The organism is Pseudomonas sp. QLc11A, from assembly GCF_052112305.1.
Classification (GTDB): domain Bacteria; phylum Pseudomonadota; class Gammaproteobacteria; order Pseudomonadales; family Pseudomonadaceae; genus Aquipseudomonas; species Aquipseudomonas laurylsulfatiphila.
Genome location: NZ_JAVAJJ010000004.1, coordinates 180378 through 204720, shown reverse-complemented (window position 1 = coordinate 204720; position 24343 = coordinate 180378). Strand labels below are relative to the sequence as shown.

Here is a 24343-nt window from a genome sequence, read left to right as displayed (position 1 = left end):
CCGAACTCCGCTTAAGGCTTTTTCTTGGCGGGTGCAGCCGCGTCTTTCGGGGCCAGCTCGGCCGTCATGTCAGCCAGCAGCTTGTTGACCACCGGCACAGCGCTTTCCAGCTTGGACTGGGTCATCTGGGCCGATTGCTGGGTCAGCTGGGGCATTTTTTCCATGACTTTCTTGCCCAGTGGCGACTGGTAGAACGCAACCAGGTCCTTGAGCTCGGATTCGCTGAAGTTGCTGGTGTACAGCTTGACCATGTCCGGCTTCAGCTTGTTCCAGCCAATGGCCTGGTCCAGAGCGGCGTTAGCCTTGGCCTGGTAGGTTTCCAGTACGGCTTTTTTCGATTCAGGGGCTTTGGACTGTTCGAAACGCTGGGCAAACATCTGCTGTACTTGCATGTACACCGGAGTGCCCAGTTTGTCGGCGTGCGCCATGGTCAGGAAAGCCTCGGCACTGGCGTTATGGCTGGCGGTGTCGGCGAGAACCTGGCCGCTGGCGCAGACCAAAGCAACGGCGGTACAGATGGCACGAAGACGAGTCATCGAGTTTCCTTTTCTAGCTGGCGAGGTAAGACCCCAAGGGCGTCCATTCTGCGCCTAAAAAAGTGTGTCGCTCAACCCCAAGCCTTGTCGCACCTGATTTAGAGGGGTTGAATGGACAAATTCAGACTGATGGAACCACGGCCGTCGATCACGGCCTAAACTGCGCAATCGGACCTACAGGAGTGAGCAAGATGAGCCGTATCGAAACCGACAGCCTCGGCCAGGTTGAAGTCCCGGATGAAGCCTATTGGGGTGCTCAGACGCAACGCTCGCTGATCAACTTCGCCATCGGCAACGAACGCATGCCGCTGGCGGTGTTACATGCCCTGGCGCTGATCAAGAAAGCCGCGGCGCGGGTCAATGATCGCAACGGCGACCTGCCCGCCGATATCGCCCGTCTGATCGAGCAGGCCGCCGACGAGGTGCTCGCCGGCGACCATGACGAACAGTTTCCGCTGGTGGTCTGGCAAACCGGCAGTGGCACCCAGAGCAACATGAACGTCAACGAAGTCATCGCCGGTCGCGCTAACGAACTGGCAGGCAACCCCCGTGGCGGCAAGTCCCCGGTGCACCCCAACGATCACGTCAATCGCTCCCAGAGCTCCAACGACTGTTTCCCCACCGCCATGCACATCGCGGCCGTGCAGGCGGTGCAGCAGCACTTGCTGCCGGCGATCAGCGAATTGTCCGGCGGCCTGGCCGAGCTGGCTGCTCGCCATATGAAGCTGGTCAAGACCGGCCGCACCCACATGATGGATGCGACACCGATCAGCTTCGGCCAGGAAATCTCGGCCTTCATCGCGCAACTCGATTACGCCGAGCGGGCGATCCGCAGCGCACTGCCCGCGGTCTGCGAGCTGGCCCAGGGCGGCACAGCGGTCGGCACCGGGCTGAATTCGCCCCACGGATTCGGTGAAGCCATCGCCGCCGAACTGGCCGCCCTCTCCGGTTTGCCGTTCATCACCGCGCCGAACAAGTTCGCTGCACTGGCCGGTCATGAGCCCCTGACCACGCTGTCCGGCGCGCTGAAAACCCTCGCCGTGACCCTGATGAAAATCGCCAACGACCTGCGCCTGCTGGGCTCCGGTCCGCGCGCCGGCTTCGCCGAAGTCAGGCTGCCGGCCAATGAACCGGGCAGTTCGATCATGCCGGGCAAGGTCAACCCGACCCAGTGCGAAGCGTTATCGATGCTGGCCTGCCAGGTGCTGGGCAACGACGTCGCTATCGGCTTTGCGGCCAGTCAGGGCCACTTGCAGTTGAACGTGTTCAAACCGGTGATCATCCATAACCTGCTGCAATCGATCCGATTGCTCGGTGATGGCTGCAGCAACTTCCAGCAACATTGCGTGGCCGGCCTGGAGCCGGATGCGGAAAAAATGGCTGAACACCTGGAACGTGGCTTGATGCTGGTGACGGCGCTCAACCCGCACATTGGCTATGACAAATCGGCGGAGATCGCCAAGAAGGCCTACAGCGAAGGGCTGACCTTGCGTGAGGCGGCGTTGCAACTCGGGTACCTGACCGATGAAGAGTTCGATACGTGGGTGAGGCCGGAGAACATGCTAGAGGCTGGGGCCAAGGGCTGAATCTGTAGCGCCTGATAGTCCGTCTTCGCGGGCAAGCCCGCTCCCACAGGTTTCGAGTCGTCCATGAACATTGTGGACGACGCAAAACCTGTGGGAGCGTGGCTTGCCCGCGATGAACGATGACGCAGTCTAACTGGCTGCCATCCGCACTTTCCGCGCTTTCAACCCTGCAATCAACGACGGCCCCAACGCCACCAGCGCCGACCCCAGCACCACCAGCACCGCACCGCCATAACCCAACCCATTGATCGTCTCGGCATGCACATACTCGGGCCACAGCCATGCCGCCATGGCAACCGCCGCAAATGTCACCAACGGCGTGATGGCCAGCGTCGCGCTGACCCGGGAAGCTTCCCAGTGGGCCAGGGCCTCGGCAAAGGCGCCATAGGCAATCAGGGTGTTGAGACAGCACGCCAGCAACAACCACCCCTGCAAGGGGTTCAATTGCAGCGCTTCAAGCGGATGCACCCAGGGCGTCAGCAGCGCCGCGCAAAACAGGTAGATCACCATCATCACCTGCAGCGAATTCCACACCGTCAGCAATTGCTTCTGCCCCAGGGCATAGAAGGTCCAGACCGTGGACGCCAACAGCACCAGCAGAACGCCGGCGGTGTAGTCGGTCAGCGACGTGAGCAATTCACTCAAGCGCTGGTTGAAGAACAGTGCAAAGCCGATCAGCAGCACCAGCAGGCCAATCCCCTGCCCCAGGCTGAAGCGCTCCTTGAACACAAACAGACTGGCGATCAGCAGCATGATCGGCCCCATCTGCACTACCAGTTGCGCGGTGCCGGGGCTGAGCAGGTTCAGACCCATCAAATACAAGACATAGTTGCCCACCAGGCCAAGCACGGCCATCAGCACCAGCCAGCCACCGCGAGGACCGAGCACTTTGTGGCTGGGCAGGCGCCTGGTGGCCGCCAGGTAAAGGAACAGACAACCGCCAGACACCAGCAGGCGAAACCAGGTCACCGTCACCGGGTCCATCACCAGCAACACTTGCTTGAGCTTGATCGGCAGGATTCCCCACAACAACGCGGTCAGCAAGGCCAGGAACAGACCGTAAACCCAGCGACCCGATGAAATGTGCATGTGAACCCCGAAGCCAACTGACAGGAGCCGTCATTCTAGGCGCAGAGCGGTGACGCACACAGGGACAGTTTCGGTCTGGCCGTGAATGAAACTGTGCAGGTCGCAATCTTCGGGGGATGTTTTTTGACCGTGGCGCGCCCATCGCGAGCAAGCTCGCTCCCACAGGTTCTTTGGTCACCACAAAACCTGTGGGAGCGAGCTTGCTCGCGATGGCTATCTAACTGACAACGAGAAATATCGAGGCCTAGCGCACCGCCTCAAACAGCCCGGTCGCCCCCATCCCCCCACCCACACACATGGTGACGATGCCGTAACGCAGATTGCGCCGCTGCAGTTCACGCACAAGGTGCCCAACCTGACGCGAGCCGGTCATGCCGAACGGGTGGCCGATGGAAATCGAGCCGCCGTTGACGTTGTACCGGGCGTTGTCGATTTCCAGGCGATTACGGCTAAAGAGGCATTGCGAAGCGAACGCCTCGTTGAGTTCCCACAGATCGATATCGGCAACTTGCAAGCCTTTGGCCTTGAGCAGTTTCGGCACCGAAAACACCGGGCCGATGCCCATCTCGTCCGGCGCGCAACCGGCCACGGTAAAACCGCGGAAGAAGGCTTTCGGCTTGAGTCCCAGTTCCAGTGCCTTTTCCAGGCTCATCACCAGAGTCATGGACGCCCCGTCCGACAGTTGCGACGAGTTGCCGGCCGTGACCGAGCCATCTTCGGCGAACACCGGTTTCAAGCCGGCCAGGCTTTCCAGGGTGGTGTCGGGGCGGTTGCAGTCATCGCGGTCGACGATGCCGTCGAGGATCTGCGCCTGGCCGGTCGCCTTGTCTTCGACGCGGTACTTCACCGCCATCGGCACGATTTCATCAGTGAACAGCCCGGCGGCCTGAGCCTCGGCGGTGCGCTGCTGGCTTTGCAGCGCGTACAGGTCCTGCTCTTCGCGGCTGACGTTGTACCGACGCGCGACGATTTCAGCCGTCTGGCCCATCGGGAAGTAGATGCCCGGCACCTGCTCCTTGAGCAGCGGGTTGATCAGGTTGTCGGTGTTGACGCTTTTCATGGTCAGGCTGATGGACTCGACGCCACCGGCGACGATGATGTCGCTGCAACCCGAAGCGATCTGGTTGGCGGCGATGGCGATCGCCTGCAAGCCCGAGGAACAGAAGCGGTTGAGGGTCATGCCGGCCGTGCCGATGCCCAGGCGCGACAGCACCGCGACATTGCGCCCGATATTGAAACCCTGGGCGCCTTCATTGGAGCCGGCGCCAACGATGCAGTCCTCGACGCTTGCCGGATCGATACCGGTGCGCGCCAACAGGGCGTCGACACAGTGTGCCGCCATGTCGTCCGGGCGGGTCATGTTGAATTTGCCGCGAAAGGATTTGGCCAAGCCGGTCCGCACGCTGTCGACGATCACCACTTCACGCATGGCATACCTCATTGTTGTTGTCGGTTGAGAGTGGACCGAGCATAAGTCCAGCCCTTCACCGACCGCGACAATCATTCACCTCGCGTATGCGTAACCATCGCCTCAATCCTTGTCCTTCTGCTTCTTGCGCTCATGCCGGTCGGCTTTTTCGAAAGCCTCCTCCATTGCCCGATTGATGGTGCGCAAGACTTTGACTCGCGCCCAGCGCTTGTCGTTGGCTTCCACCAGGGTCCATGGCGCAATCTCGGTGCTGGTACGGTCAACCATGTCGCCGACCGCTGCGCGATAGTCATCCCATTTTTCACGGTTGCGCCAGTCATCTTCAGTGATCTTGAAGCGTTTGAAGGAAATCTTTTCGCGTTCCTCGAAGCGCTCCAGTTGCGTCTGTTTGTCGATGGACAGCCAGAACTTGACCACGATCACACCGGCGTCGGTGAGTTGCTCCTCGAAGTCGTTGATTTCACCGTAGGCACGCAGCCAGTCTGCCGGGCTGCAAAACCCTTCGATGCGCTCCACCAACACCCGGCCATACCAGGAGCGGTCGAACACGGTGAACTTGCCCCGGGCCGGGAGGTGCCGCCAGAAGCGCCAAAGATAGGGTTGCGCCCGCTCCTCTTCAGTGGGAGCGGCAATCGGCACGATGCTGTATTGGCGCGGATCAAGCGCCGCCGCCACCCGGCGAATCGCCCCGCCCTTGCCTGCCGCGTCGTTGCCCTCGAACACCGTCACCAGCGCATGGCGACGCATGCGTTTGTCACGCATCAACCCGGAAAAACGCGCCTGCTCGGTGATCAGCTGTTCTTCGTAATCCTCCTTGTCCAGATGCAGGCTCAGGTCCAGGCTGTCGAGCAGGTTCACTTGATCGACACTGGGGAACACTGGCGCCGCGCTGACCTTTTCCGGATGGATCGTTGGCCGTTGCAATGCGCCCTGCAGGCCCGCCAGCAGAATCCGCCCCACGGCCAGACTGCGATAATGGGCATCCGCCCCGGCGATCACATGCCAGGGTGCATAGTCGCGGCTGGTACGGCGCAGCACCCGCTCGCCATACTTCACGAACCTGTCATAGGTTTCCGATTGCTGCCAGTCCAGCGGGCTGATGCGCCAGCTGTGCAGCGGGTCGTCGGCCAATGCCTTGAGGCGTGCCTTCATCTGCTTCTTGGAAAGGTGAAACCAGAACTTGAAGATCAGCGCACCTTCATCGCAGAGCATCTTTTCCAGGCGCTCGGCGCCATTGATCGCCTGGTCCAGCCGCGGATCCTTGAACTCGCCATGGACCCGCCCCTGCAGCATCTGGCTGTACCAGTTGCCGAAGAAAATCCCCATGCGTCCCTTGGCCGGGAGCATCCGCCAGTAGCGCCAGGCCGGTGGCCGCGCCAGTTCTTCGTCGGTTTGCTGATCGAAGGTACGGACCTCGATCAGGCGCGGGTCCATCCACTCGTTAAGTAACTTGATCGTCTCGCCCTTGCCGGCACCTTCGATGCCATTGATCAAAATGATCACCGGAAAGCGGCGTTGCTGCTGCAATTCGAACTGCGCTTCGAGCAACGCCTCGCGCAGGGCCGGTTCTTCGGCGTCGTAGGTTTCTTTGTCGATGGCGTGATCGATTTCGGCGGATTCGAACATGGATGGCTCCCTTCCAGATGTGAGCAAGACTAGCGGATTGAACTGAAGGCCAGCAGAGATTTTCCCTAACGCCACCAACACCTGTGGCGAGGGGGCTTGCCCCCGTTGGGTTGCGAAGCGACCCTGAAATCAGCCAACCGGGTCTGTCAGGTAAATCCGATTGGCTGGTTTTACGACTACTTCGCAGCCGAACGGGGCGGTGCGGCGATCCGACAAGCCCCCTCGCCACAACAGCCCTCTCGCCGCAAAAGGTTCGGGCAAGTCGAAGATTTTCTCCTACTCAGCCAATGCATGCCTTGCCACGGATCAAGCAACGCACCATCGATCGGCTAGAATGGCGACCTTGCCGTTGCCGAGCCTGCCATGAAACCTGTATTGCCCCACGCCCAGCTCGACTGGGACGACCAAGGTCGCCCGTATTCGCGAGTGTTCGATGATGTGTATTTCTCCGACAAATCGGGGCTGGACGAAACCCGCTACGTGTTCATCGAACAGAACCGTTTGGCGGAACGCTTTGCGGCCTTGCCCAAGGGCGGGCGGCTGGTCATCGGTGAAACGGGGTTCGGCACCGGGCTGAATTTCCTGTGCGCCTGGCAGGTGTTCGAGCAACACGCCGTGGCCGGTGCGCGACTGCATTTTGTCAGCGTCGAAAAGTACCCGTTGAGCCCGGCCGACTTGCAACGTGCCCTGGCACTGTGGCCGGAACTCAAGGTGTTTGCCGATCAACTGCTTGAGCAATACGTAGCCATCCATCAGGGCTTTCAGCGCCTGACGCTGGACCACGGCCGCATCACCCTGACCCTGCTGATCGGCGACGCGCTGGAGCAACTGCCCCAACTCGACGCCCGGGTCGACGCCTGGTTCCTCGACGGTTTCGCTCCGGCGAAAAACCCTGACATGTGGACCGCCGAACTGTTTGCCGAACTGGCGCGCCTGGCCGCTCCCGGTGCATCCATCAGCACCTTCACCAGCACCGGTTGGGTGCGGCGCCTGCTCAACGCCGCCGGTTTCAAGATGAAACGCACCCCGGGCATCGGCCACAAATGGGAAATCCTGCGCGGCGAGTTCCTCGGCTGGCCCGACGACGTACCCGCCCCGGCGCCCGACAAACCCTGGTTTGCCCGACCTGCACCGCCGAGCGGCGAACGCCGGGCACTGGTGATCGGCGCCGGGCTGGCCGGTTGTGCCAGCGCCGCCAGCCTGGCTGCACGGGGCTGGCAAGTGACGTTGCTGGAGCGTCACGACGACATCGCCCGCGAAGCTTCGGGCAATCCGCAGGGCGTGCTCTACCTGAAGTTATCGGCGCATGGCACGGTGCTATCGCAAATGATCGTCAGCGGATTCGGCTACACCCGACGACTGCTCGAACACTTGCAACGGGGCCGCGACTGGGACGATTGCGGCGTGCTGCAACTGGCCTTCAATGCCAAGGAAGCCGAACGCCAGGCGCAATTGGCGGCGGCGTTTGCACCGGACCTGTTGCACCTGCTGGATCAATCCGGGGCCCAGGCCGTGGCCGGGATCGGGCTGGCACAAGGGGGACTGTTCTATCCGCAAGGCGGGTGGGTCCACCCACCGGCGCTGTGCCAGTGGCAGGCCGGGCATCCGCGGGTTCAACTGCTCACCCATCGCGATGCGCTGGAACTGCGCAAGGTCGAGGATCAGTGGCAAGCCTGGAACGGCGAGCAATTGCTTGCCAGCGCACCCGTGGTGGTCCTCGCCGGTGCTGCGGACATCCAGCGTTTCCCCGAGAGTGCCGGGTTGCCGCTCAAACGCATTCGCGGGCAAATCACCCGCCTGGCGCAAACGCCGCAAAGCCAGGCCCTGAGCACTGTGGTGTGCGCCGAAGGTTATGTCGCTCCCGCACGCTTGGGCGAACACACCCTGGGGGCCAGTTTCGATTTCAACAGCGATGACCTGACGCCGACCACGGCTGAACACCTGGGCAACCTGGCCATGCTCGAAGAGATTTCCCACGATCTGGTCGAGCGCCTGGAGATTGACCGCCTCGACCCCGAGAGCCTCCAGGGGCGCGCCGCATTTCGCTGTACCAGCCCCGACTACCTGCCAATCGTCGGCCCCTTGGCCGACACCCAGGCCTTCGCTCAGGCCTATGCCGCGCTGGGCAAGGACGCCCGGCAGGTGCCGGACGTCGAATGCCCGTGGCTCGGCGGCTTGTACGTCAACAGCGGCCACGGCTCGCGCGGCCTGATCACCGCGCCACTGTCAGGAGAACTGCTGGCCGCCTGGCTGGACAACGAGCCCCTGCCCTTGCCCAGAAGCGTGGCCGAAGCCTGTCATCCCAACCGGTTTGCGTTACGGCGCCTGATCCGGGGCAAATAGTCGATACCGCCGTCGAGAGCGCCCGCACAGCGGCTCTCGGCCCGGGTTTCGCCCTCTTATAACTCATCGATATAAAACTCCCCTTGCCGAGGCGGGTCAGTTTCTGAGTACCCGCCATTTTGGCGCGGTATCGATTGACCCTCCCCAACGGAAAAACCGGTAAGGAATTTATGTGCGGATTAGCTGGCGAGTTACGTTTTGATCATCAACCTGCAGACCTTGCAGCCGTTGAACGAATCACCCATCACCTGGCCCCTCGCGGCCCCGACGCCTGGGGATTTCATAGCCAGGGGCCGGTTGCCCTGGGCCATCGGCGCCTGAAAATCATGGACCTGTCGGACGGCTCGGCGCAGCCGATGATCGACCCCCAATTGGGCCTGTCCCTGGCCTTCAACGGCGCTATCTACAACTTTCCGGAACTGCGCGCCGAGCTTGAAAGCCTGGGTTACTCCTTCTATTCCGGTGGCGACACTGAAGTCTTGCTCAAGGGCTATCACGCCTGGGGCGAAGCCTTGCTGCCGAAACTCAACGGCATGTTTGCCTTTGCCGTCTGGGAGCGCGATGCCCAACGCCTGTTCATCGCCCGCGACCGTCTTGGCGTAAAACCCTTGTACCTGTCGCGCACCGGCCAGCGCTTGCGCTTTGCCTCAGCACTGCCGGCATTGCTCAAGGGCGGCGACATCAATCCGCTCCTCGATCCGGTGGCGCTCAATCACTACCTGAATTTCCACGCCGTGGTCCCCGCACCGCGCACGTTGCTGGCGGGCATCGAAAAACTGCCGCCAGCGACCTGGATGCGCATCGAAGCCGATGGTCGCACCGAGCAGAAAACCTGGTGGACCCTGGCCTATGGCCCCCACGACGACGAGAAAAACCTGACCCTCGAAGACTGGCGCGACCGGGTGCTCGACAGCACCCGCGAAGCTGTCGCGATTCGTCAGCGTGCGGCGGTCGATGTTGGCGTGCTGCTGTCCGGCGGTGTCGACTCGAGTCTGCTGGTGGGCCTGTTGCGGGAAGTCGGCGTGGACAATCTGTCGACCTTCTCAATCGGTTTCCAGGATGCGGGTGGCGAGCGCGGTGACGAGTTCCAGTACTCCGACCTGATCGCCCGGCACTACGGCACGCAGCATCACCAATTGCGCATCGATGAAAAAGAGATCATCGATCAACTGCCCGCCGCATTCCGCGCCATGAGCGAACCGATGGTCAGCCACGACTGCATCGCGTTCTACCTGTTGTCCCGCGAAGTGGCCAAACACTGCAAGGTCGTCCAGAGCGGCCAGGGTGCCGACGAACTGTTCGCCGGCTACCACTGGTATCCGCAAGTGGACGGTGCAAGCGATCCCTTTGCCGCGTACCGCGACGCATTTTTCGACCGCAGCTACGACGAATACGCGGCGACCGTGCAGCCAAAATGGCTGACCGCCAATGACGCCGCCGGTGACTTCGTCAAAGCCCATTTCGCCCAGCCCGGTGCCGATGCAGCAGTGGACAAGGCCTTGCGTCTGGACAGTACGGTGATGCTGGTGGACGACCCGGTCAAACGCGTCGACAACATGACCATGGCCTGGGGCCTGGAAGCGCGCACGCCGTTTCTCGACTACCGCCTGGTGGAGCTGTCGGCCCGGATTCCGGGGCGTTTCAAACTGCCGGACGGCGGCAAGCAAGTCTTGAAAGAAGCCGCGCGCCAAGTGATTCCCAGTGAAGTGATCGACCGCAAGAAAGGTTACTTCCCGGTGCCGGGCCTCAAGCATTTGCAGGGCGATACACTGGAGTGGGTGCGTGAGTTGCTGCTCGATCCGAGCCAGGATCGCGGCCTGTTCAACCCGGCAATGCTCGACCGTCTGCTGACCGATCCCCAGGGACAGTTGACGCCGTTGCGCGGCTCCAAGCTGTGGCAACTGGCGGCCCTCAACCTGTGGCTCAGCGAACAAGGAATCTGACCGATGAAACCTCACGCCACGGCTTTCAGCCAACGCCTGTTGCGCGGCCAGTCGCCTTCCTACGAACGTTTACAGGCACGTCTGGCCGAGGATGGCAGTGAACTCGGCGCCGCGCCGATTGCCGTGCATTGCGGCTGGGGGCGCTTGTTGATCGGCCACACCTTTGCCGATGCGGCGAGCCTGGCCGCGGAGTTGCTCAACGAGCAGCCCGGCGAACGGGACATCGCGCTGTACGTCGCCGCGCCCCAGCAGGTGCTGGGGCTGGAGCCGGCGCAGCTGTTCCTCGACCCGTCCGATACCTTGCGCCTGTGGTTCAGCGACTACCGCCAGGCGACCCGGGTGTTTCGTGGATTTCGCATTCGACGCGCACAGAGCGACGCCGACTGGCAGGCCATCAACCAGCTGTATCAGGCGCGCGGCATGCTGCCGATCGATGCCACCCTGCTCACTGCGCGCCACCTGGGCGGCCCGGTGTACTGGCTGGCGGAAGACGATGACAGCGGCGCGGTCATCGGCAGCGTCATGGGCCTCAATCACGCAAAGGCCTTCAACGATCCGGAACACGGCTGCAGTCTCTGGTGCCTGGCGGTCGACCCGCATTGTGCGCGGCCGGGCGTCGGCGAAGTGCTGGTGCGGCATCTGATCGAACACTTCATGAGTCGCGGTCTCGCTTACCTCGACCTGTCCGTGCTGCACGACAACCGCCAGGCGAAAAGCCTGTACGCCAAGCTCGGCTTTCGCAACCTGTCGACCTTCGCCATCAAGCGCAAGAACGGCATCAACCAGTCGCTGTTTCTCGGGCCGGGCCCCGAAGCCGCCTTTAATCCGTACGCCCGGATCATCGTCGAAGAAGCACACCGTCGCGGCATCGATGTGCAAGTCGATGACGCCGATGCCGGAATGTTCACCCTCAGCCATGGCGGGCGCCGGGTACGCTGCCGCGAATCCCTGAGTGACCTGACCAGCGCCATCAGCATGACCCTGTGCCAGGACAAGAGCCTGACCCACAAGGTGCTCAAGGCTGCCGGGTTGAACCTGCCCGTGCAGCAACTGGCGGGAAACGCCGATGACAATCTGGCGTTCCTTGATGAGCATCGACGCGTGGTGGTCAAACCGCTGGACGGCGAACAGGGCCAAGGCGTGGCGGTCGACTTGCAGACCATCGAAGAGGTACAGCACGCCATCGAGGCGGCCCGCCAGTTTGATAGCCGCGTGCTGCTGGAAAGCTTCCACCAAGGCCTCGACCTGCGAATCCTGGTGATCGGTTTTGAAGTGGTCGCGGCCGCGATTCGCCGGCCGGCCGAAGTGATCGGCGATGGCCAGCACTCCATCGGCCAGTTGATCGAAGCCCAGAGCCGGCGCCGACAAGCGGCCACGGGTGGCGAAAGCAAGATCCCGCTGGACGCGGAAACCCTTCGCACCTTGCAGGCGGCCGGATACGACTACGGCAGCATTCTGCCGGCCGGCGAGCACCTGTTCGTACGGCGTACGGCGAATCTTCATACCGGCGGCATTCTCGAGGACGTCACGGCGATCCTGCATCCGACGCTGCTGGATGCGGCTGTACGGGCCGCCCGGGCGCTGGACATTCCCGTGGTCGGCCTCGACCTGATGGTGTCCGCCGCTGACCAGCCGGACTACGTGTTTATCGAAGCCAACGAACGGGCCGGGCTGGCCAACCACGAACCACAGCCCACGGCGGAGCGATTTGTGGATTTGTTGTTTCCGCACAGCCAGCCGGTGGTTTCTTAGTGATGTGTTGTCTGGACCGGCCCCTTCGCGAGCAAGCCCGCTCCCACAGGGGAATGCAATTAAATGTGGGAGCGGGCTTGCTCGCGAAGACGGACTGACAAACAACACAAATCCCTCATCGAAACCATCGATGCGCTCAACTCATCAGGAGTTTCCATGACCAGAAAAATCCCCGAACCGGACCTCGGCTACCTGCAAAAAGTCCTGCTGGAAATGCTCGCCATTCCCAGCCCAACCGGGTTCACCGACACCATCGTGCGCTACGTCGCCGAGCGTCTTGAAGAACTCGGCATTCCCTTCGAGCTGACCCGTCGCGGCACCATCCGCGCCACGCTCAAGGGCAAGAAGAACAGCCCCGACCGCGCCGTTTCCGCCCACCTGGACACTATCGGCGCGGCAGTGCGTGCGGTGAAGGACAACGGCCGCCTGGCCCTCGCGCCGGTCGGTTGCTGGTCCAGCCGCTTTGCCGAAGGCAGCCGGGTCAGCCTGTTTACCGACAACGGCGTGATCCGTGGCAGCGTCTTGCCGTTGATGGCGTCCGGGCACGCGTTCAATACCGCCGTGGATGAAATGCCGATCAGTTGGGATCACATCGAGTTACGCCTGGACGCCTACTGCGCCACCCGCGCCGACTGCGAGTCGCTGGGCATCAGCATCGGTGATTTCGTCGCCTTCGACCCGTTGCCGGAGTTCACCGAAAGCGGCCATATCAGCGCCCGCCACCTCGATGACAAGGCCGGAGTGGCCGCGCTGCTGGCGGCCCTCAAAGCCATCGTCGACAGTGGCGAAGAACTGATGATCGACTGCCATCCGCTGTTCACCATCACCGAGGAAACCGGCAGCGGCGCCGCGGCGGCGCTGCCCTGGGACGTCAGTGAATTCGTCGGCATCGACATCGCTCCGGTCGCGCCAGGCCAGCACTCCAGCGAGCATGCGGTAAGCATCGCGATGCAGGACTCCGGCGGGCCGTATGACTATCACCTATCGCGTCACCTCCTGCGCCTGGCCAGCGACAACGACCTGCCGGCACGCCGCGACCTGTTCCGCTACTACTTCAGCGACGCGCATTCGGCGGTCACCGCCGGCCACGACATTCGCACGGCCCTGCTGGCCTTCGGCTGCGACGCCACCCACGGTTACGAACGCACCCACATCGACAGCCTCGCCGCCCTGAGCCGCCTGCTCGGTGCCTACATCCTCAGCCCGCCGGTGTTTGCCAGCGATGCGCAACCGGCCAAGGGCTCACTGGACCGGTTCAGTCATCAGCTCGAACATGACACGCAGATGGAAAGCGATACGCGGGTGCCTTCGGTGGACAGCCTGGTGGGGCAGCGGTCGGAGAGCTGATCCAGGATCTTCATCGCCGGGTAAACCGCTATCGCGAGCAAGCTCGCTCCCACAGTTGATCGGTGGTGAACACAAATCTTCGGTTCGCCGCTGAACCCTGTGGGAGCGAGCTTGCTCGCGATGGCGTCAGTGCAGACAACATCAAATCCCAGGCTAGCCGATACCGGCCATACGCCGTAGCATCGCGCCATTGATCCAACCGAGGTGCCTATGCTGATCCCCCACGACCAACTTGAAGTCGACACCCTCACCCGCCTGATCGAGGATTTCGTGACCCGCGACGGCACCGACAATGGTGACGACACGCCGCTGGAAACCCGCGTACTGCGCGTGCGCCAGGCGCTGACCAAGGGCCAGGCACTGATTGTCTTCGACCCGGAAAGCGAGCAATGCCAACTGATGCTCAAGCATGACGTGCCCAAGCACCTGTTTGACTGAAGATTCAGCGTTCCTTGGTTTTCGCCAGTTTGTTCTGGATGCGTTCATAGATTTCGGCGCGGTGCACATTGACGTCCTGAGGCGCTTCGACACCAAAGCGAACGTGGTTTCCGTTGATCGCGAGAACGCGCACGCAAATGTTGTCACCGATGGAAATGGTTTCGCCCACAACGCGACTGAGTACGAGCATAAGGAGTGTCCTTCAGGGATTACTGGCCCCTGAAGATGCCCGGCCCGTCGTACGCCTACAATGCTCCGACAGCAAACCGGACCGGACTGACAGCCCCTGAACCACCCCGCTGACGGAAAAGTCCGACAAGCCGGGTGGATTGTAGGGACGAGCTGTCAGGACGCGGAGAATCGCGGCCCGAACAGGATGATACTCGCGCCAATCACACACAGCGCCACGCCGAGCCAGTCCGAACCCAGCGGACGAATCCGCTCGACCACGGCCAGCCAGCCAATCGAGGCAATGATGTAGATGCCACCGTAGGCAGCGTAGGCGCGGCCGGCGTAGGTGGCCTCGATACGGGTCAGCAGCAGGGCGAACAGGGTCAGGCTGAGGAGCGCCGGCACCACCCACCACATGCTTTTACCCTGGCGCAGCCACATCCAGAAGGCGAAGCAACCGGCAATTTCGAACAGCGCGGCGAGGAAAAACCACAGGTAATTGAGCATGCAAGCGTCTCGCAAGGATGGCCGATGGCGGCCACCCTAACGACCGTGCTGCCTGCGGGCAAGATCAGCTTGCGGATTGCCTGGCCTTGGCGCGCATTTTGTCGGCCATGACGGTCATTTCGTTGTAGAGCAATTGCGGGTTCTTCTGCTTGATCGCCCAGGCCATGCGGCCCTGTTCGTGGGGCAGGATCATGAACTCGCCGGCAGCGACCTGCTGGTAGATGTAGTCGGCGATGTCGGCGGCGCTGATCGGCGAGCTTTCCAGCAGCTTGCCGACCTGGGCCTTCATGGCCGGGGTCGGGCCGCGGAAGGAGTCCAGCAGGTTGGTCTGGAAGAACGACGGGCACACCACATGTACGCCGACTTCCTGATGCGCCAGCTCGATCAGCAGGCTTTCGGACAACGCCACCACGCCCGCCTTGGCCACGTTGTAGTTGCTCATCGCCGGGCCTTGCATCAGCGCGGCCATGGACGCGATGTTGATGATCTTGCCTTTGCTTTGCTCCAGCAGCGGCAGGAAAGCCTTGCAGCCCTTGACCACGCCCATCAGGTTGATTGCGATCTGCCAGTCCCAGTCCTCCAGGGACAATTCACTGAAGAAGCCGCCAGAGGCCACACCCGCGTTATTGACGATGACATCGATGCCGCCGAGCTTGACCTCACAGGCCTGGGCGAACGCCGTCAGTTGGCTGTAGTCGCGCACGTCGCAGCGCTGGATAAAACCATCGCCACCGGCTTCACGGACCAACTTCAGGGTTTCCTGCAAACCGGGCTCGCTGACGTCCGACAAGGCCAGTTGCCAGCCTTCACGCGCCCAGCGCAGCGCGATTTCGCGACCCAGGCCAGAGCCTGCACCAGTGATCATCATGCGATTTTGCATAGCAAACAGCCTTGTTGTTCTCGGAAGATGCATCGAGTGTAGCGAAGGAAGTTGCCCGACCCACGCTCCATCAGATTGCTGAATGGCCCGAGCAAACCGCGGGCGCGCCACATGCAACTAAGGCAATCACAAAAGAAATAAGAACCTGTCCGAAATACTTCAAAAAAACTTGGAATTTTCCTGCAGTAGCATGAGTCGGAATTTTTAAGCAGCTCGAATTTACTTCATTCCCGCTGACCTGATTGGCACGGTCATTTCACTGCATTTTCGACAAGGAAAAAGACATGGGCACAATACTGATCATCATTCTGATCCTGTTACTGATCGGGGGTTTACCGGTCTTCCCGCACTCCAGAAGTTGGGGTTATGGCCCGTCCGGAATCATCGGCGTCGTATTGGTGGTGCTGTTGATCCTGCTCTTGCTCGGCAAGATATGAAAGTCTGACAAGCAGATAGAAACCAGCGAAAAAGACGATGCCAGTCAATCTGACTGGCATCGTCTTTTTCGGATTCACACGTTAGTGAATATCCCGCTGAGGGGATTGATATTGCCGCCGTAAGGCACACTGGTTCCGGCTGCCTTGGCTACGGTTGCCCAGATACGCTGCATGTCGACGAAATGCTGGCCGATCACCGGGTTCCCCGCGTGGTGCTTTTGATCGGCTTGCGACGTAATGTTGAAGTACCGTCCCGAACCGTCCCCGCTTTTCAACAATCCGCTCGCCCCCCCCATTAACAACATCGGCATATCGATCATGTGTTCAGGGGATCCATCGGCCATCTCGCTGGTGAGTACGACGAGTGTATGTTGGAGCAGATTGTCGCTGGGCACGTGCGGGTCCTGGTACCGGGCCAGTTCATCCATAAACAGTTTGACCTGCCGAACGTACCATTGCCGCGTTCCCTTCCAGAGTTCTTGCCCGGAGCGACGGTGAGCACAATCGTGGGGATTTCTCTCGGGACTGACATCAACGATATTGAGCGACTCCGCCGAGCGCCCGATCTGAAGGGTGGCGACCCGGGTTATCCCGCAACCCAAGGCGGTGGCCACCACTTTGTGGTGATCCGCCTGAATGCGGGTACGGTGCGCTGCCGATCTGTAATCCAGAGGCTCGAGTGTCACCGGCTCACATGCCCCCACGGGCGGCCGTGTTTCCTCCAGGTCCTTGATGACCTGCTCCACCGAGTCGAGATGGGTATCAAGCTTTTGCCGCTCTGCGGTAGAAAGCCTGGCTCTGAGTTCCCGGATATCCACCAGGGATGCCTCCAGCAGCGCACCGGCACCAGGCTGTAGTGCGCGCCGAGTCCGGGCGGGCGACTTGAACAATGATTCAGCCATCAGCATTGGGTCACGGTAGGGGGTACGAATCGAACGTCCCTGAAACGACACAAACCAGGGCGTTCCATCGACTCCGGCGTGGGGGCCGGCAAACAGACTCCGGTGGGACGGCTCAGTGCCCGGCAGCGCTTGCCCCAGCAACACATCAATAGACGATTGACTCTTTTGACTGTCACGCAATACCCAGTTCCAGCCATTATGACCCACGTTCCCCGGCCCCAGAATAATCCCGCGCAGGTACAACGACTGGTTGCGATAGGCGGCCAGCTCTGAACTGACTTCATTGAGCGTAAAGGCCGTGGTATCCGTCCCCTGTGCAGTGGGGTGCCACAATCCGCGCCCATCACCAAAAGCACCGCCATTGTAGGAGTCCACCGCCAGTCCGTCGGGGACCACCACAAACACGACCTTCAACCTGGCTTGCTGTGTTTGCCCGGCCAAAGCCATGCGCGCCAAACCGAATTGAGTCAGAGGACCGAAGACACCTGCCGCAGCCATGCCCGCGAGAAAACGCCGACGACTTTTCAAAATGCCCATGATCAATTCCTCTCGGTTTTGTAGATGAACGCCTTGGAAGTCCCCAGGGTTCGCAACATCTCTGTCAGGGAGCCTGAAGTTTTCAAGCCATCGGCAATCGCCTTCACTGTCCCGGAGGTCGATTCATCCGATTTGTTGCCGAACACAAACCGGAAGTAACTGTCGGCCATGCAGAACTGTGATGCCGGGTTACGCGAGACAATTCTTGCGACATCCCGGACATCATCGACCTGCTCGGTGCCGGCCAAACTGATGAACGGACCGGAGGCCTTGATCGGCAACATCTGCGGATACTGGTTATAGTTGTGGGCCTTTTCCTGAGTGCGATAACGACCAGCCGCGTCGTAATGCTCCATCGACGACCCTGTGTCATTCATGTATTGATGGCACTGCCAGCAGCGTCCACCTGAAGCTTGCTCGCCGTTGACCAGGTCCCAATGCTCACGGGTGGTAATGGCGCGAGGCGGATAAACCGGTTCAGTCGGATCGGCCTCCACCGGGGCACCGAACTCACGGCAGAACATCTGCTCACGAATCATGATTCCACGCTTGACCAATGAGGTGCTCACCAAGTCTGACGTGGCAGCTTGAGTCAGCCCCAGATGCAACAACCCTCCCCGTTTTTCGTCCACCATGACCTTTTGCATCGTGCTGCCCGTGACACCGCTGATGCCATAATGCGCGGCCAGGTCCTGATTCAAATAGGTGTAGCCGGGGTTGAACAACTCGTTCAGGGTGCCGGAACCCAGCAGCATGTTTTTGCTCAGCAGATACTGCTCCTGCGTCATGAGCTCAATCATGTGCCTGGTCAGTCCCGGTTTTTCCTGGACGCCTCGAACCGTTTTGACGTAATAGCTGACGAAGCGGTTGAACTGCTCGATGCCGCGATCCGTTTGCATCATTCGCTGAATTTCTGCAGCGATCTGTTGCGAGGTCTGCAGTTCGTTGCGCTGCGCCTTGGCCAGCAGCTCAACATCCGGCGTCGTGCCCAGGAACCCGTAAGAGAGCGCAGTGGCTACCTCGAACGGTGTGAGCTGATACACCTTGCTTGCCGATGCTGACTCCACTCCCAACTCCGAGCGATAGAGAAAGTTCGGCGACATCATCAGAGCGGTGATTGCAGCCGGCGCCCCTTGCTCGTCGAGGATTTTCTGGTAACGCAACCGCTCGGCGTCAGTGACAGGCCGTCGGAACAACTGATAGCCCAGGGAGGTGACCAGATCGGTGCCTGCCCGGGAGGTTGCCAGCGCGCTCAACCGCGATGGCGAAACCTTTTCTGCCACCGACAATGCCATGTCGTAAAACAGTTTGACGTCCTCTGCCTGCAGAACGCCCATGTTCGCTTCCCCAGGGTACTTGAAGTCTTTTTCGGACTTGTCGGCCGGCAGCTTCTCGGGATTGACTTCAACCCCCAGAATGTCCAGGACGGTGGCGGCATACTCATCTGGCGTCAGCAATCGCAACTGCCGCGCGCCATAGGATTCGCCCTGATCCAGGTAAGGTTTCCAGACGACGTCGAACAAGTGATTACTGATTTCAGTCGCACAGGTGGTGTCGCAATGCCCTGAAACCGGCATGGTCTTGATTTGTGTGACCAACGCGTCCCGACCCGCCACGCTCCAGAGCAAGGCCTTACTCGCGTTATTGAAGTACTCGACCGCATGGCACTTGGTACAGGCCCCCGTCAGGACCGTTTCGCCCAGGTTCTCGACATGCTGGTAAGTGACGAGTGGCAGCTGCCGGTCCTGGCTGGACTCATCAATCACCACCGTCTCCAGTTCCGGCTGCGGTTTTTCCTTCGGATAAAACGGGTAGATAACCTTGTACTTGCCATAGTCGAGGAGCTGCGTCGTAGTCCCGCCCCATGGAATGTTTATGACCTGTGGCTCAGCATTACTCTGGTCCTCGTTAATCAGGCTGACGTGCCATTGGGCATCGGTGACGGAAACAGGCCTGGTCGGTGCCTTGATCGTCACCTTGACCTCAAGCTTGATCGGCCGCTCGCGATAACGCAGGTTGATCGTATGAGTCTTGCTGGTTTCCGATAGCGTTAACGCTGTGTTGCGCACTTCGGGAATCCAGTTTTTCACATCATTGAGGCGCAACTGATACTCACCATACGCCAACCCATTTAGAACCAGCGCGGACTCATTGTTTAACGCATTCCATGAAATTTGCACCAGTCGACTATTGCCGTCGGGGGCAATCAGATAACCACTGATCATTTCGTTTTCCAGGCCGGGAGGTGACAGCATTGGACGTAACGCCAACTGCGTCTGCGGCAACCCGGTCGCGTCATAGCGCACGCGATAGATGACCCCGGCGACGTCATCGCTGATCAGCAGGCTGCCATCCGCCAGTTCAAGAAACTCGACGGGGCGCCCAATGCACGAGCTGTCCAGGCAATAGACATCAAATCGTTCCGGGTCCTGCACAAATCCATTGATCAGCGGGATCTGGTTGACCACGCGCGTACCGTCCTGGATGGTCAGCATTTGTATGTCCATGCCTGGACGGGCAGTGGAGCCCGCACCATGCACGGCAACCAGCAAACGCTGGGTCCTCTCGGTGGCCGGGTAACCTGACCAGAACTTGACCCCGAGCGGCGCCGTGTTGGTGCCCGACTCAAAAGCTGCCGGCACATAATCAGCGGGGTTGATCTGCTCGAGCGACTTGTCGGACACAATGGCACCGGGCACCAGCGGCGGCTGGATCACACCCGGGTTCAGGTACTCCTCCTGAGTGAATCCGGGCGTGTCCTTGCCAAACCGATAAGGCACGCCGAAATGCAACCCGGGGCTGCGGATAAAGTTGACCTCGTCAGGGTTGGGGAAGCCTTGGCGATTGTTGTCGCTGAACCATATTTTGCCGTCCTTGGGGTTCCAGTCGAAGCCGACAGAGTTACGCACCCCCGAGGCCAGAATCTCGGACGCCCCCGTTTCCGGGGAGTAGCGCAAGACCGTCCCATAGCGCTTGTCGGCAGGAATCATGCACAAGTTGCACGGAATGCCGACCGCTGTATAAAGCCACTTGTCTGATGGATCGAGTGGATTGAAGCGCAAGGGGTGCTTCATGTGCCAGATGCGAGTGTTGGAACCGGACGACAGAGGGGGCAAGGGAAACAGGTTGTCGTCTGCCGGAAAGCTGAAGACCCGTTCGGGTTTCGGGTCTTTGTAATGATCGTCCGCGTTACGCAAGCGATACAGACCACCCGTGGTCGAGTAATAGAGATCACCGTCGCGATACGCCACGCCGTGAGGCTCTTCCAGACCGCTGGCAATGACATGAATACCCGTCGGTTTACCCGCCCCATCCAGTGGCAACGCGTAGATCATGTCGCCGATTTTTCCGCCATAGACGTACGAAGGGATTGCACTGGAGCCGACATACAATACGTTCTTGCCCATGGCCATCTGCCTGGGTTGAACAAGCCCCTGGGCAAACAGCTCGATTTTCACCCCCGGCAAACCACTGAGCTTGCTCACATCCACCGGTGGGCGATACGTCACCGTCACGGCTTGCTCTGCCCCTTGCGCCTCCTTGAACGTGACAATGCGTGGCGTGTTCAGCGGGATGTATCCATCGGCGCTGTTCATCACCAATTGGTAGTCGCAGGCTTTCAGATTATCGAGGTGGATCGTTTCGCTGGCCTTCGCCCTGATCGAAATTTCTTCGGCCTTGCAGCGCAAGGTTCCGGTGACGATCTGATCAGCGCGAGCGACACCGGGCACCGCCGGTTTCAGGGGGGCTTTGCCGGCAAGGGTGGCAAAGTTCAGCTTCAGGCGATTGCCCTCGAAGCCACCGCATTCACCGAGCTCCTTCCATGCGTCTTTCCAGTGGTTGGTTGGAAAGAGTGGCTCATAGGCCGATTGCCTGCACCATTGCCAACTGCCGATGCCTTTCGGTGCCTCGTCGTCTTTCCAGCATTCAAACTGTTGGCCCTTGTGCTGTACCTGTTGCCCTTGTTCATAGAGCGTGCCCTGCGCATAAGCGGGTGCGGTACAGGACTGAGGTGAGGGCGTGGACTCTGATGTTCTGGTGAACGCCACCCAAGCGATGACAGCGGCGAGCGCCACCAGACACACGAGCCACAGCAAACGAAGCACACCGACAGACTTGTTCATGAAGCGAGCCTCACTCGTTAGACAAGTGCTTCAACCCACTGGACAAATCTGTTGATTCAATGTCCTGCGGCGAACCACCTGAACCGAAGCGGCAGGCCAGAAAAGCGCCAAAGCCACCCCCGGCGTTTCTATTGGAATGTCTTCCAGTGCGGTTCCACAGCATCACCAAGACATGGCACGAAAGCCAAAGAGACAGGAACAGACAGACACTCATCCTTGCGACACTGCCCGCTCTCAACGTCGCTGTTACAAACGTTGGATCAGGTACGAAGCACCTGTATGAAATCCCCAAACCCCAAGGGTGTCTACTGTCAGAGTTGACAGGTATTGCCCTTGGGTGCGGCTCTTCGCCACCCGGCAAACATAAAAAAATCCGATGCCTGTGCAGGCATCGGATTCTGATTTTTGTTGCCTGAGGTCAGGCAGCAAGACCTGACTGAATACTTAGTCCGGAGTGCCGTCAACGACACCCGCGGTGTTGTCCAGCAGGCTCTTGGTCGCTGTTTGCAGGAACGCTTCGAGCTTGAGTTTCAATTCGGCGGTACGCGGCACATCGGCAATGACTTTGGCGCCAGGCTTGTCACCCAATTCATACTGATACAACTTCGGCGCCATGTCCTTGTCCTTCGGCAGGACCAGAACCTGGTCGGCGGTGAGGATGGCCGTGGTCTGCTCGCTGCCCGACGGCTTGATCACACCAATACCGGCATCGCCTTGCGGCAGGTCGAGCAGATCGCGTCCCCAGCACTGATGGCGCACTTCGCCACCGATGCGGCCCATGATGGTCGGCACGATGTCGATCTGGGTGCCCACGGTGTGGTCACGCTGGCCGAATTTTTCCTGGATGCCCGGCGCGATCATCAGCATTGGCACGTTGAAGCGGCCCAGGTCCATCTCGGTGATCTGCTGTTCGTTACCAAAACCGTGGTCACCGACGATGACAAACAGGGTTTCCTTGAAGTACGGCTCCTTGCGGGCCTTTTCAAAGAACTGGCCCAGTGCCCAGTCCGAGTAACGCATGGCGGTCAGGTGTTCGTTCAGGTTGCCACGATCGGTTACGCGCTCGACCGGCAATGGCGTCGGCAAGGCGTAAGGCGTGTGGTTGGACAGGGTTTGCAGCAAGGCATAGAAAGGCTTGCCGTTTTCCCGCGCCTTGAGCTCGACCAGGCCACGGTCGAACATGTCCTGATCGGACACGCCCCAGGTCGGATCAGAGAACACCGGGTTCACAAAATCGTTACGACCGATGAAGTTGGTCATGCCCTGGTTGCTGAAGAAACCCGACTGGTTGTCCCAGGCGAAATCGCCGTTGTAGACATACACGTCGTCGAAGTCACGGGCACTGAGCAACTGCGGCAGACCCGACAGCTTGTGGCTGCCTTCCGGGGTCTGCATCAGGTATTCGAAGCCCGGCAGGTTCGGGAAGCAGGCCATGGTGGCGAACATGCCCTGGTGGGTATGGGTGCCGTTGGAGAAGAAGCGGTCGAACAGCAAGCCTTCCTTTGACAGTTTGTCGAGGTACGGCGTGATATTGCCCGGCCCGCCCAGCACGCCCACCGAGTGACCGGCCATGCTTTCCATCAGGATCACAACGACGTTCTTGATCGGCAGGGTCTTGTCGGCCGGCGGGGTGTAATCGCGACGTACCGCTGCGGTGTCGGTATCCACCAGTTTATCGGCCGGTACCAACAACATGTCACGCACCACTTGCTGGGCTTGTGGCTGAGGCAGGGTCGCCTTCCAGATATTGTCGCGATCCTCGGACATCCGGCTCTTGGCGGCGGCGACCAGAGAAAGCGTACCGTTGAGACCCAACTGGTTGGCGAAGTTGGAATCTGTGGTGTAGACATCACCCCAGCGCATCGGTGGGCCTTGACGCAAGGTGCCACGGGCCGCGACGACGCAGATCAGCAGGCAAACCACGAACACGCCAATGCGTGCATACCACGGCGCAACCTGGCGAGTGCCGATGCTGCCGCCACTGAACGGGCCACGAGGGCGGGTCGCACGGTCTGCGCCCTTGAACGCCAGGCTCAGGATCCAGGTGCCCACGGCCCATGCCAGCAGGTAGCGGACCACGGGGAAACCGTACCAGAGCATGCTCATCACGGTTTTCGGATCTTCCTTGACGTACTGGAAGACCAGGCCGTTGAGGCGCTGGTGGAACTCACGATAGAAGTCCATCTCCATCAGGCCCAGGAACAGCGCAATGCTGGAGACGACTGTCAGCCAGAGACGGAACAGCCCGCGTGCGGCCATGGCCCGGACACTGAACAATGACAGCAGCAACGGAATACTGAGATAGACCACCAGACGCAGGTCGAAACGCAGACCGTTGGCGAATGCCTCAAGGAAGGTCGAAGCCGGTGTATCGAGGATCATCGAGCGGTTGTAAACCAGCAGCGCGACGCGCAGCAGGCTGAACATGACCATCATGACCAGTGCACACAACAGCGTGTAGGCCAAATGCGATTTGACGGTCGGTTGCAGCAGGCGACTAAAGGCTCGCTGCTGATTCAGGGCGTCCGGGATTGCCATGTCGTTTTAGGACCCATTGGAAGTTGAAGTTTCAAAAAATACAGCTGCGCCTGGCCCTCTTTTCGGCCCGTACAAGGCCCGGGGGTTTGCGCGGTGCGCAAATGTTGCACGATCAACGGCTGTATTGCCATTGATTACTACCCTCATCCCGACTGTTT

At 60.4% G+C, this 24343-nt stretch carries 17 protein-coding genes; 7 read left to right on the top strand and 10 right to left on the bottom strand.

Annotated features, from left to right (window positions below):
• Nucleotides 1–11 precede the first annotated feature (11 nt).
• Nucleotides 12–536, bottom strand: a complete 525-nt coding sequence (locus tag Q8X48_RS08490; RefSeq protein WP_015093967.1) for a DUF2059 domain-containing protein — start codon at nt 534–536, stop codon at nt 12–14.
• Between the two features lie 191 nt (nt 537–727).
• Between Q8X48_RS08490 and Q8X48_RS08485 the strand changes: the two genes are divergently transcribed.
• Nucleotides 728–2122, top strand: coding sequence for a class II fumarate hydratase (locus tag Q8X48_RS08485; protein ID WP_407800521.1), 1395 nt, complete (start codon nt 728–730; stop codon nt 2120–2122).
• Between the two features lie 129 nt (nt 2123–2251).
• On the opposite strand, the gene Q8X48_RS08480 is transcribed toward Q8X48_RS08485, so the two are convergent.
• The 3 genes from Q8X48_RS08480 to pap all read right to left on the bottom strand — a co-directional run bounded on the left by Q8X48_RS08480 (nt 2252) and on the right by pap (nt 6266).
• Complete coding sequence (locus Q8X48_RS08480) at nt 2252–3211, bottom strand: DMT family transporter (RefSeq protein WP_407800522.1); 960 nt, start codon at nt 3209–3211, stop codon at nt 2252–2254.
• A 244-nt stretch (nt 3212–3455) separates the two neighbouring features.
• A complete protein-coding gene (locus tag Q8X48_RS08475; protein ID WP_407800523.1) occupies nt 3456–4640 on the bottom strand; it encodes a thiolase family protein in 1185 nt (394 codons plus the stop codon).
• Between the two features lie 102 nt (nt 4641–4742).
• On the bottom strand, nt 4743–6266 hold the full coding sequence (gene pap, locus Q8X48_RS08470) for a polyphosphate:AMP phosphotransferase (protein WP_126049906.1): 1524 nt from the start codon (nt 6264–6266) through the stop codon (nt 4743–4745).
• 363 nt (nt 6267–6629) lie between these two features.
• Between pap and mnmC the strand changes: the two genes are divergently transcribed.
• The 5 genes from mnmC to Q8X48_RS08445 all read left to right on the top strand — a co-directional run bounded on the left by mnmC (nt 6630) and on the right by Q8X48_RS08445 (nt 14089).
• Nucleotides 6630–8609 (top strand): bifunctional tRNA (5-methylaminomethyl-2-thiouridine)(34)-methyltransferase MnmD/FAD-dependent 5-carboxymethylaminomethyl-2-thiouridine(34) oxidoreductase MnmC, encoded by a 1980-nt coding sequence (gene mnmC / locus Q8X48_RS08465; RefSeq protein WP_407800524.1) that lies wholly within the window; start codon nt 6630–6632, stop codon nt 8607–8609.
• Nucleotides 8610–8779: 170 nt separating this feature from the next.
• Nucleotides 8780–10552: an N-acetylglutaminylglutamine amidotransferase gene (locus tag Q8X48_RS08460; RefSeq protein WP_407800525.1), complete on the top strand. Its 1773-nt coding sequence runs from the start codon at nt 8780–8782 to the stop codon at nt 10550–10552.
• Nucleotides 10553–10555: 3 nt separating this feature from the next.
• A complete protein-coding gene (ngg, locus tag Q8X48_RS08455; RefSeq protein ID WP_407800526.1) occupies nt 10556–12304 on the top strand; it encodes an N-acetylglutaminylglutamine synthetase in 1749 nt (582 codons plus the stop codon).
• A 156-nt stretch (nt 12305–12460) separates the two neighbouring features.
• On the top strand, nt 12461–13651 hold the full coding sequence (locus Q8X48_RS08450; protein WP_407800527.1) for an osmoprotectant NAGGN system M42 family peptidase: 1191 nt from the start codon (nt 12461–12463) through the stop codon (nt 13649–13651).
• 210 nt (nt 13652–13861) lie between these two features.
• Nucleotides 13862–14089, top strand: a complete 228-nt coding sequence (locus Q8X48_RS08445) for a YheU family protein (RefSeq protein WP_003199186.1) — start codon at nt 13862–13864, stop codon at nt 14087–14089.
• Nucleotides 14090–14093: 4 nt separating this feature from the next.
• Here the strand turns inward: Q8X48_RS08445 and csrA are convergent, their stop codons facing one another.
• From csrA to Q8X48_RS08430, 3 genes are all read right to left on the bottom strand, one after another.
• Nucleotides 14094–14279: a carbon storage regulator CsrA gene (gene csrA, locus Q8X48_RS08440; RefSeq protein ID WP_015093958.1), complete on the bottom strand. Its 186-nt coding sequence runs from the start codon at nt 14277–14279 to the stop codon at nt 14094–14096.
• Between the two features lie 155 nt (nt 14280–14434).
• A complete protein-coding gene (locus Q8X48_RS08435; protein ID WP_008004345.1) occupies nt 14435–14767 on the bottom strand; it encodes a YnfA family protein in 333 nt (110 codons plus the stop codon).
• A gap of 64 nt (nt 14768–14831) precedes the next feature.
• Nucleotides 14832–15647 carry an SDR family oxidoreductase gene (locus Q8X48_RS08430; RefSeq protein ID WP_095966328.1) on the bottom strand — a complete coding sequence of 272 codons (816 nt, stop codon included), beginning with the start codon at nt 15645–15647 and terminating at the stop codon, nt 14832–14834.
• A gap of 284 nt (nt 15648–15931) precedes the next feature.
• On the opposite strand from Q8X48_RS08430, the gene Q8X48_RS08425 reads away from it, so the two are divergent.
• Nucleotides 15932–16084: a DUF3309 family protein gene (locus tag Q8X48_RS08425; RefSeq protein WP_018606531.1), complete on the top strand. Its 153-nt coding sequence runs from the start codon at nt 15932–15934 to the stop codon at nt 16082–16084.
• 74 nt (nt 16085–16158) lie between these two features.
• Here Q8X48_RS08425 and Q8X48_RS08420 read toward each other — a convergent pair whose 3' ends face one another.
• From Q8X48_RS08420 to Q8X48_RS08410, 3 genes are all read right to left on the bottom strand, one after another.
• A complete protein-coding gene (locus Q8X48_RS08420; protein WP_407800528.1) occupies nt 16159–17523 on the bottom strand; it encodes a DUF1552 domain-containing protein in 1365 nt (454 codons plus the stop codon).
• 2 nt (nt 17524–17525) lie between these two features.
• A complete protein-coding gene (locus Q8X48_RS08415) occupies nt 17526–21647 on the bottom strand; it encodes a DUF1592 domain-containing protein (protein ID WP_407800529.1) in 4122 nt (1373 codons plus the stop codon).
• Nucleotides 21648–22091: 444 nt separating this feature from the next.
• On the bottom strand, nt 22092–24185 hold the full coding sequence (locus Q8X48_RS08410; protein ID WP_407800530.1) for an LTA synthase family protein: 2094 nt from the start codon (nt 24183–24185) through the stop codon (nt 22092–22094).
• Nucleotides 24186–24343: the final 158 nt, after the last annotated feature.

Excerpts from the sequence above, each read along its gene's own strand:
- pap (WP_126049906.1), bottom strand. The coding sequence starts at position 6,266 with ATGTTCGAATCCGCCGAAATCGATCACGCCATCGACAAAGAAACCTAC.
- mnmC (WP_407800524.1), top strand. The coding sequence starts at position 6,630 with ATGAAACCTGTATTGCCCCACGCCCAGCTCGACTGGGACGACCAAGGT.
- Q8X48_RS08415 (WP_407800529.1), bottom strand. The coding sequence starts at position 21,647 with ATGAACAAGTCTGTCGGTGTGCTTCGTTTGCTGTGGCTCGTGTGTCTG.
- Q8X48_RS08475 (WP_407800523.1), bottom strand. The coding sequence starts at position 4,640 with ATGCGTGAAGTGGTGATCGTCGACAGCGTGCGGACCGGCTTGGCCAAA.
- Q8X48_RS08490 (WP_015093967.1), bottom strand. The coding sequence starts at position 536 with ATGACTCGTCTTCGTGCCATCTGTACCGCCGTTGCTTTGGTCTGCGCC.
- Q8X48_RS08480 (WP_407800522.1), bottom strand. The coding sequence starts at position 3,211 with ATGCACATTTCATCGGGTCGCTGGGTTTACGGTCTGTTCCTGGCCTTG.
- Q8X48_RS08430 (WP_095966328.1), bottom strand. The coding sequence starts at position 15,647 with ATGCAAAATCGCATGATGATCACTGGTGCAGGCTCTGGCCTGGGTCGC.
- Q8X48_RS08445 (WP_003199186.1), top strand. The coding sequence starts at position 13,862 with ATGCTGATCCCCCACGACCAACTTGAAGTCGACACCCTCACCCGCCTG.
- Q8X48_RS08420 (WP_407800528.1), bottom strand. The coding sequence starts at position 17,523 with ATGGGCATTTTGAAAAGTCGTCGGCGTTTTCTCGCGGGCATGGCTGCG.
- csrA (WP_015093958.1), bottom strand. The coding sequence starts at position 14,279 with ATGCTCGTACTCAGTCGCGTTGTGGGCGAAACCATTTCCATCGGTGAC.
- Q8X48_RS08410 (WP_407800530.1), bottom strand. The coding sequence starts at position 24,185 with ATGGCAATCCCGGACGCCCTGAATCAGCAGCGAGCCTTTAGTCGCCTG.
- Q8X48_RS08435 (WP_008004345.1), bottom strand. The coding sequence starts at position 14,767 with ATGCTCAATTACCTGTGGTTTTTCCTCGCCGCGCTGTTCGAAATTGCC.
- ngg (WP_407800526.1), top strand. The coding sequence starts at position 10,556 with ATGAAACCTCACGCCACGGCTTTCAGCCAACGCCTGTTGCGCGGCCAG.
- Q8X48_RS08425 (WP_018606531.1), top strand. The coding sequence starts at position 15,932 with ATGGGCACAATACTGATCATCATTCTGATCCTGTTACTGATCGGGGGT.
- Q8X48_RS08460 (WP_407800525.1), top strand. The coding sequence starts at position 8,780 with ATGTGCGGATTAGCTGGCGAGTTACGTTTTGATCATCAACCTGCAGAC.
- Q8X48_RS08485 (WP_407800521.1), top strand. The coding sequence starts at position 728 with ATGAGCCGTATCGAAACCGACAGCCTCGGCCAGGTTGAAGTCCCGGAT.
- Q8X48_RS08450 (WP_407800527.1), top strand. The coding sequence starts at position 12,461 with ATGACCAGAAAAATCCCCGAACCGGACCTCGGCTACCTGCAAAAAGTC.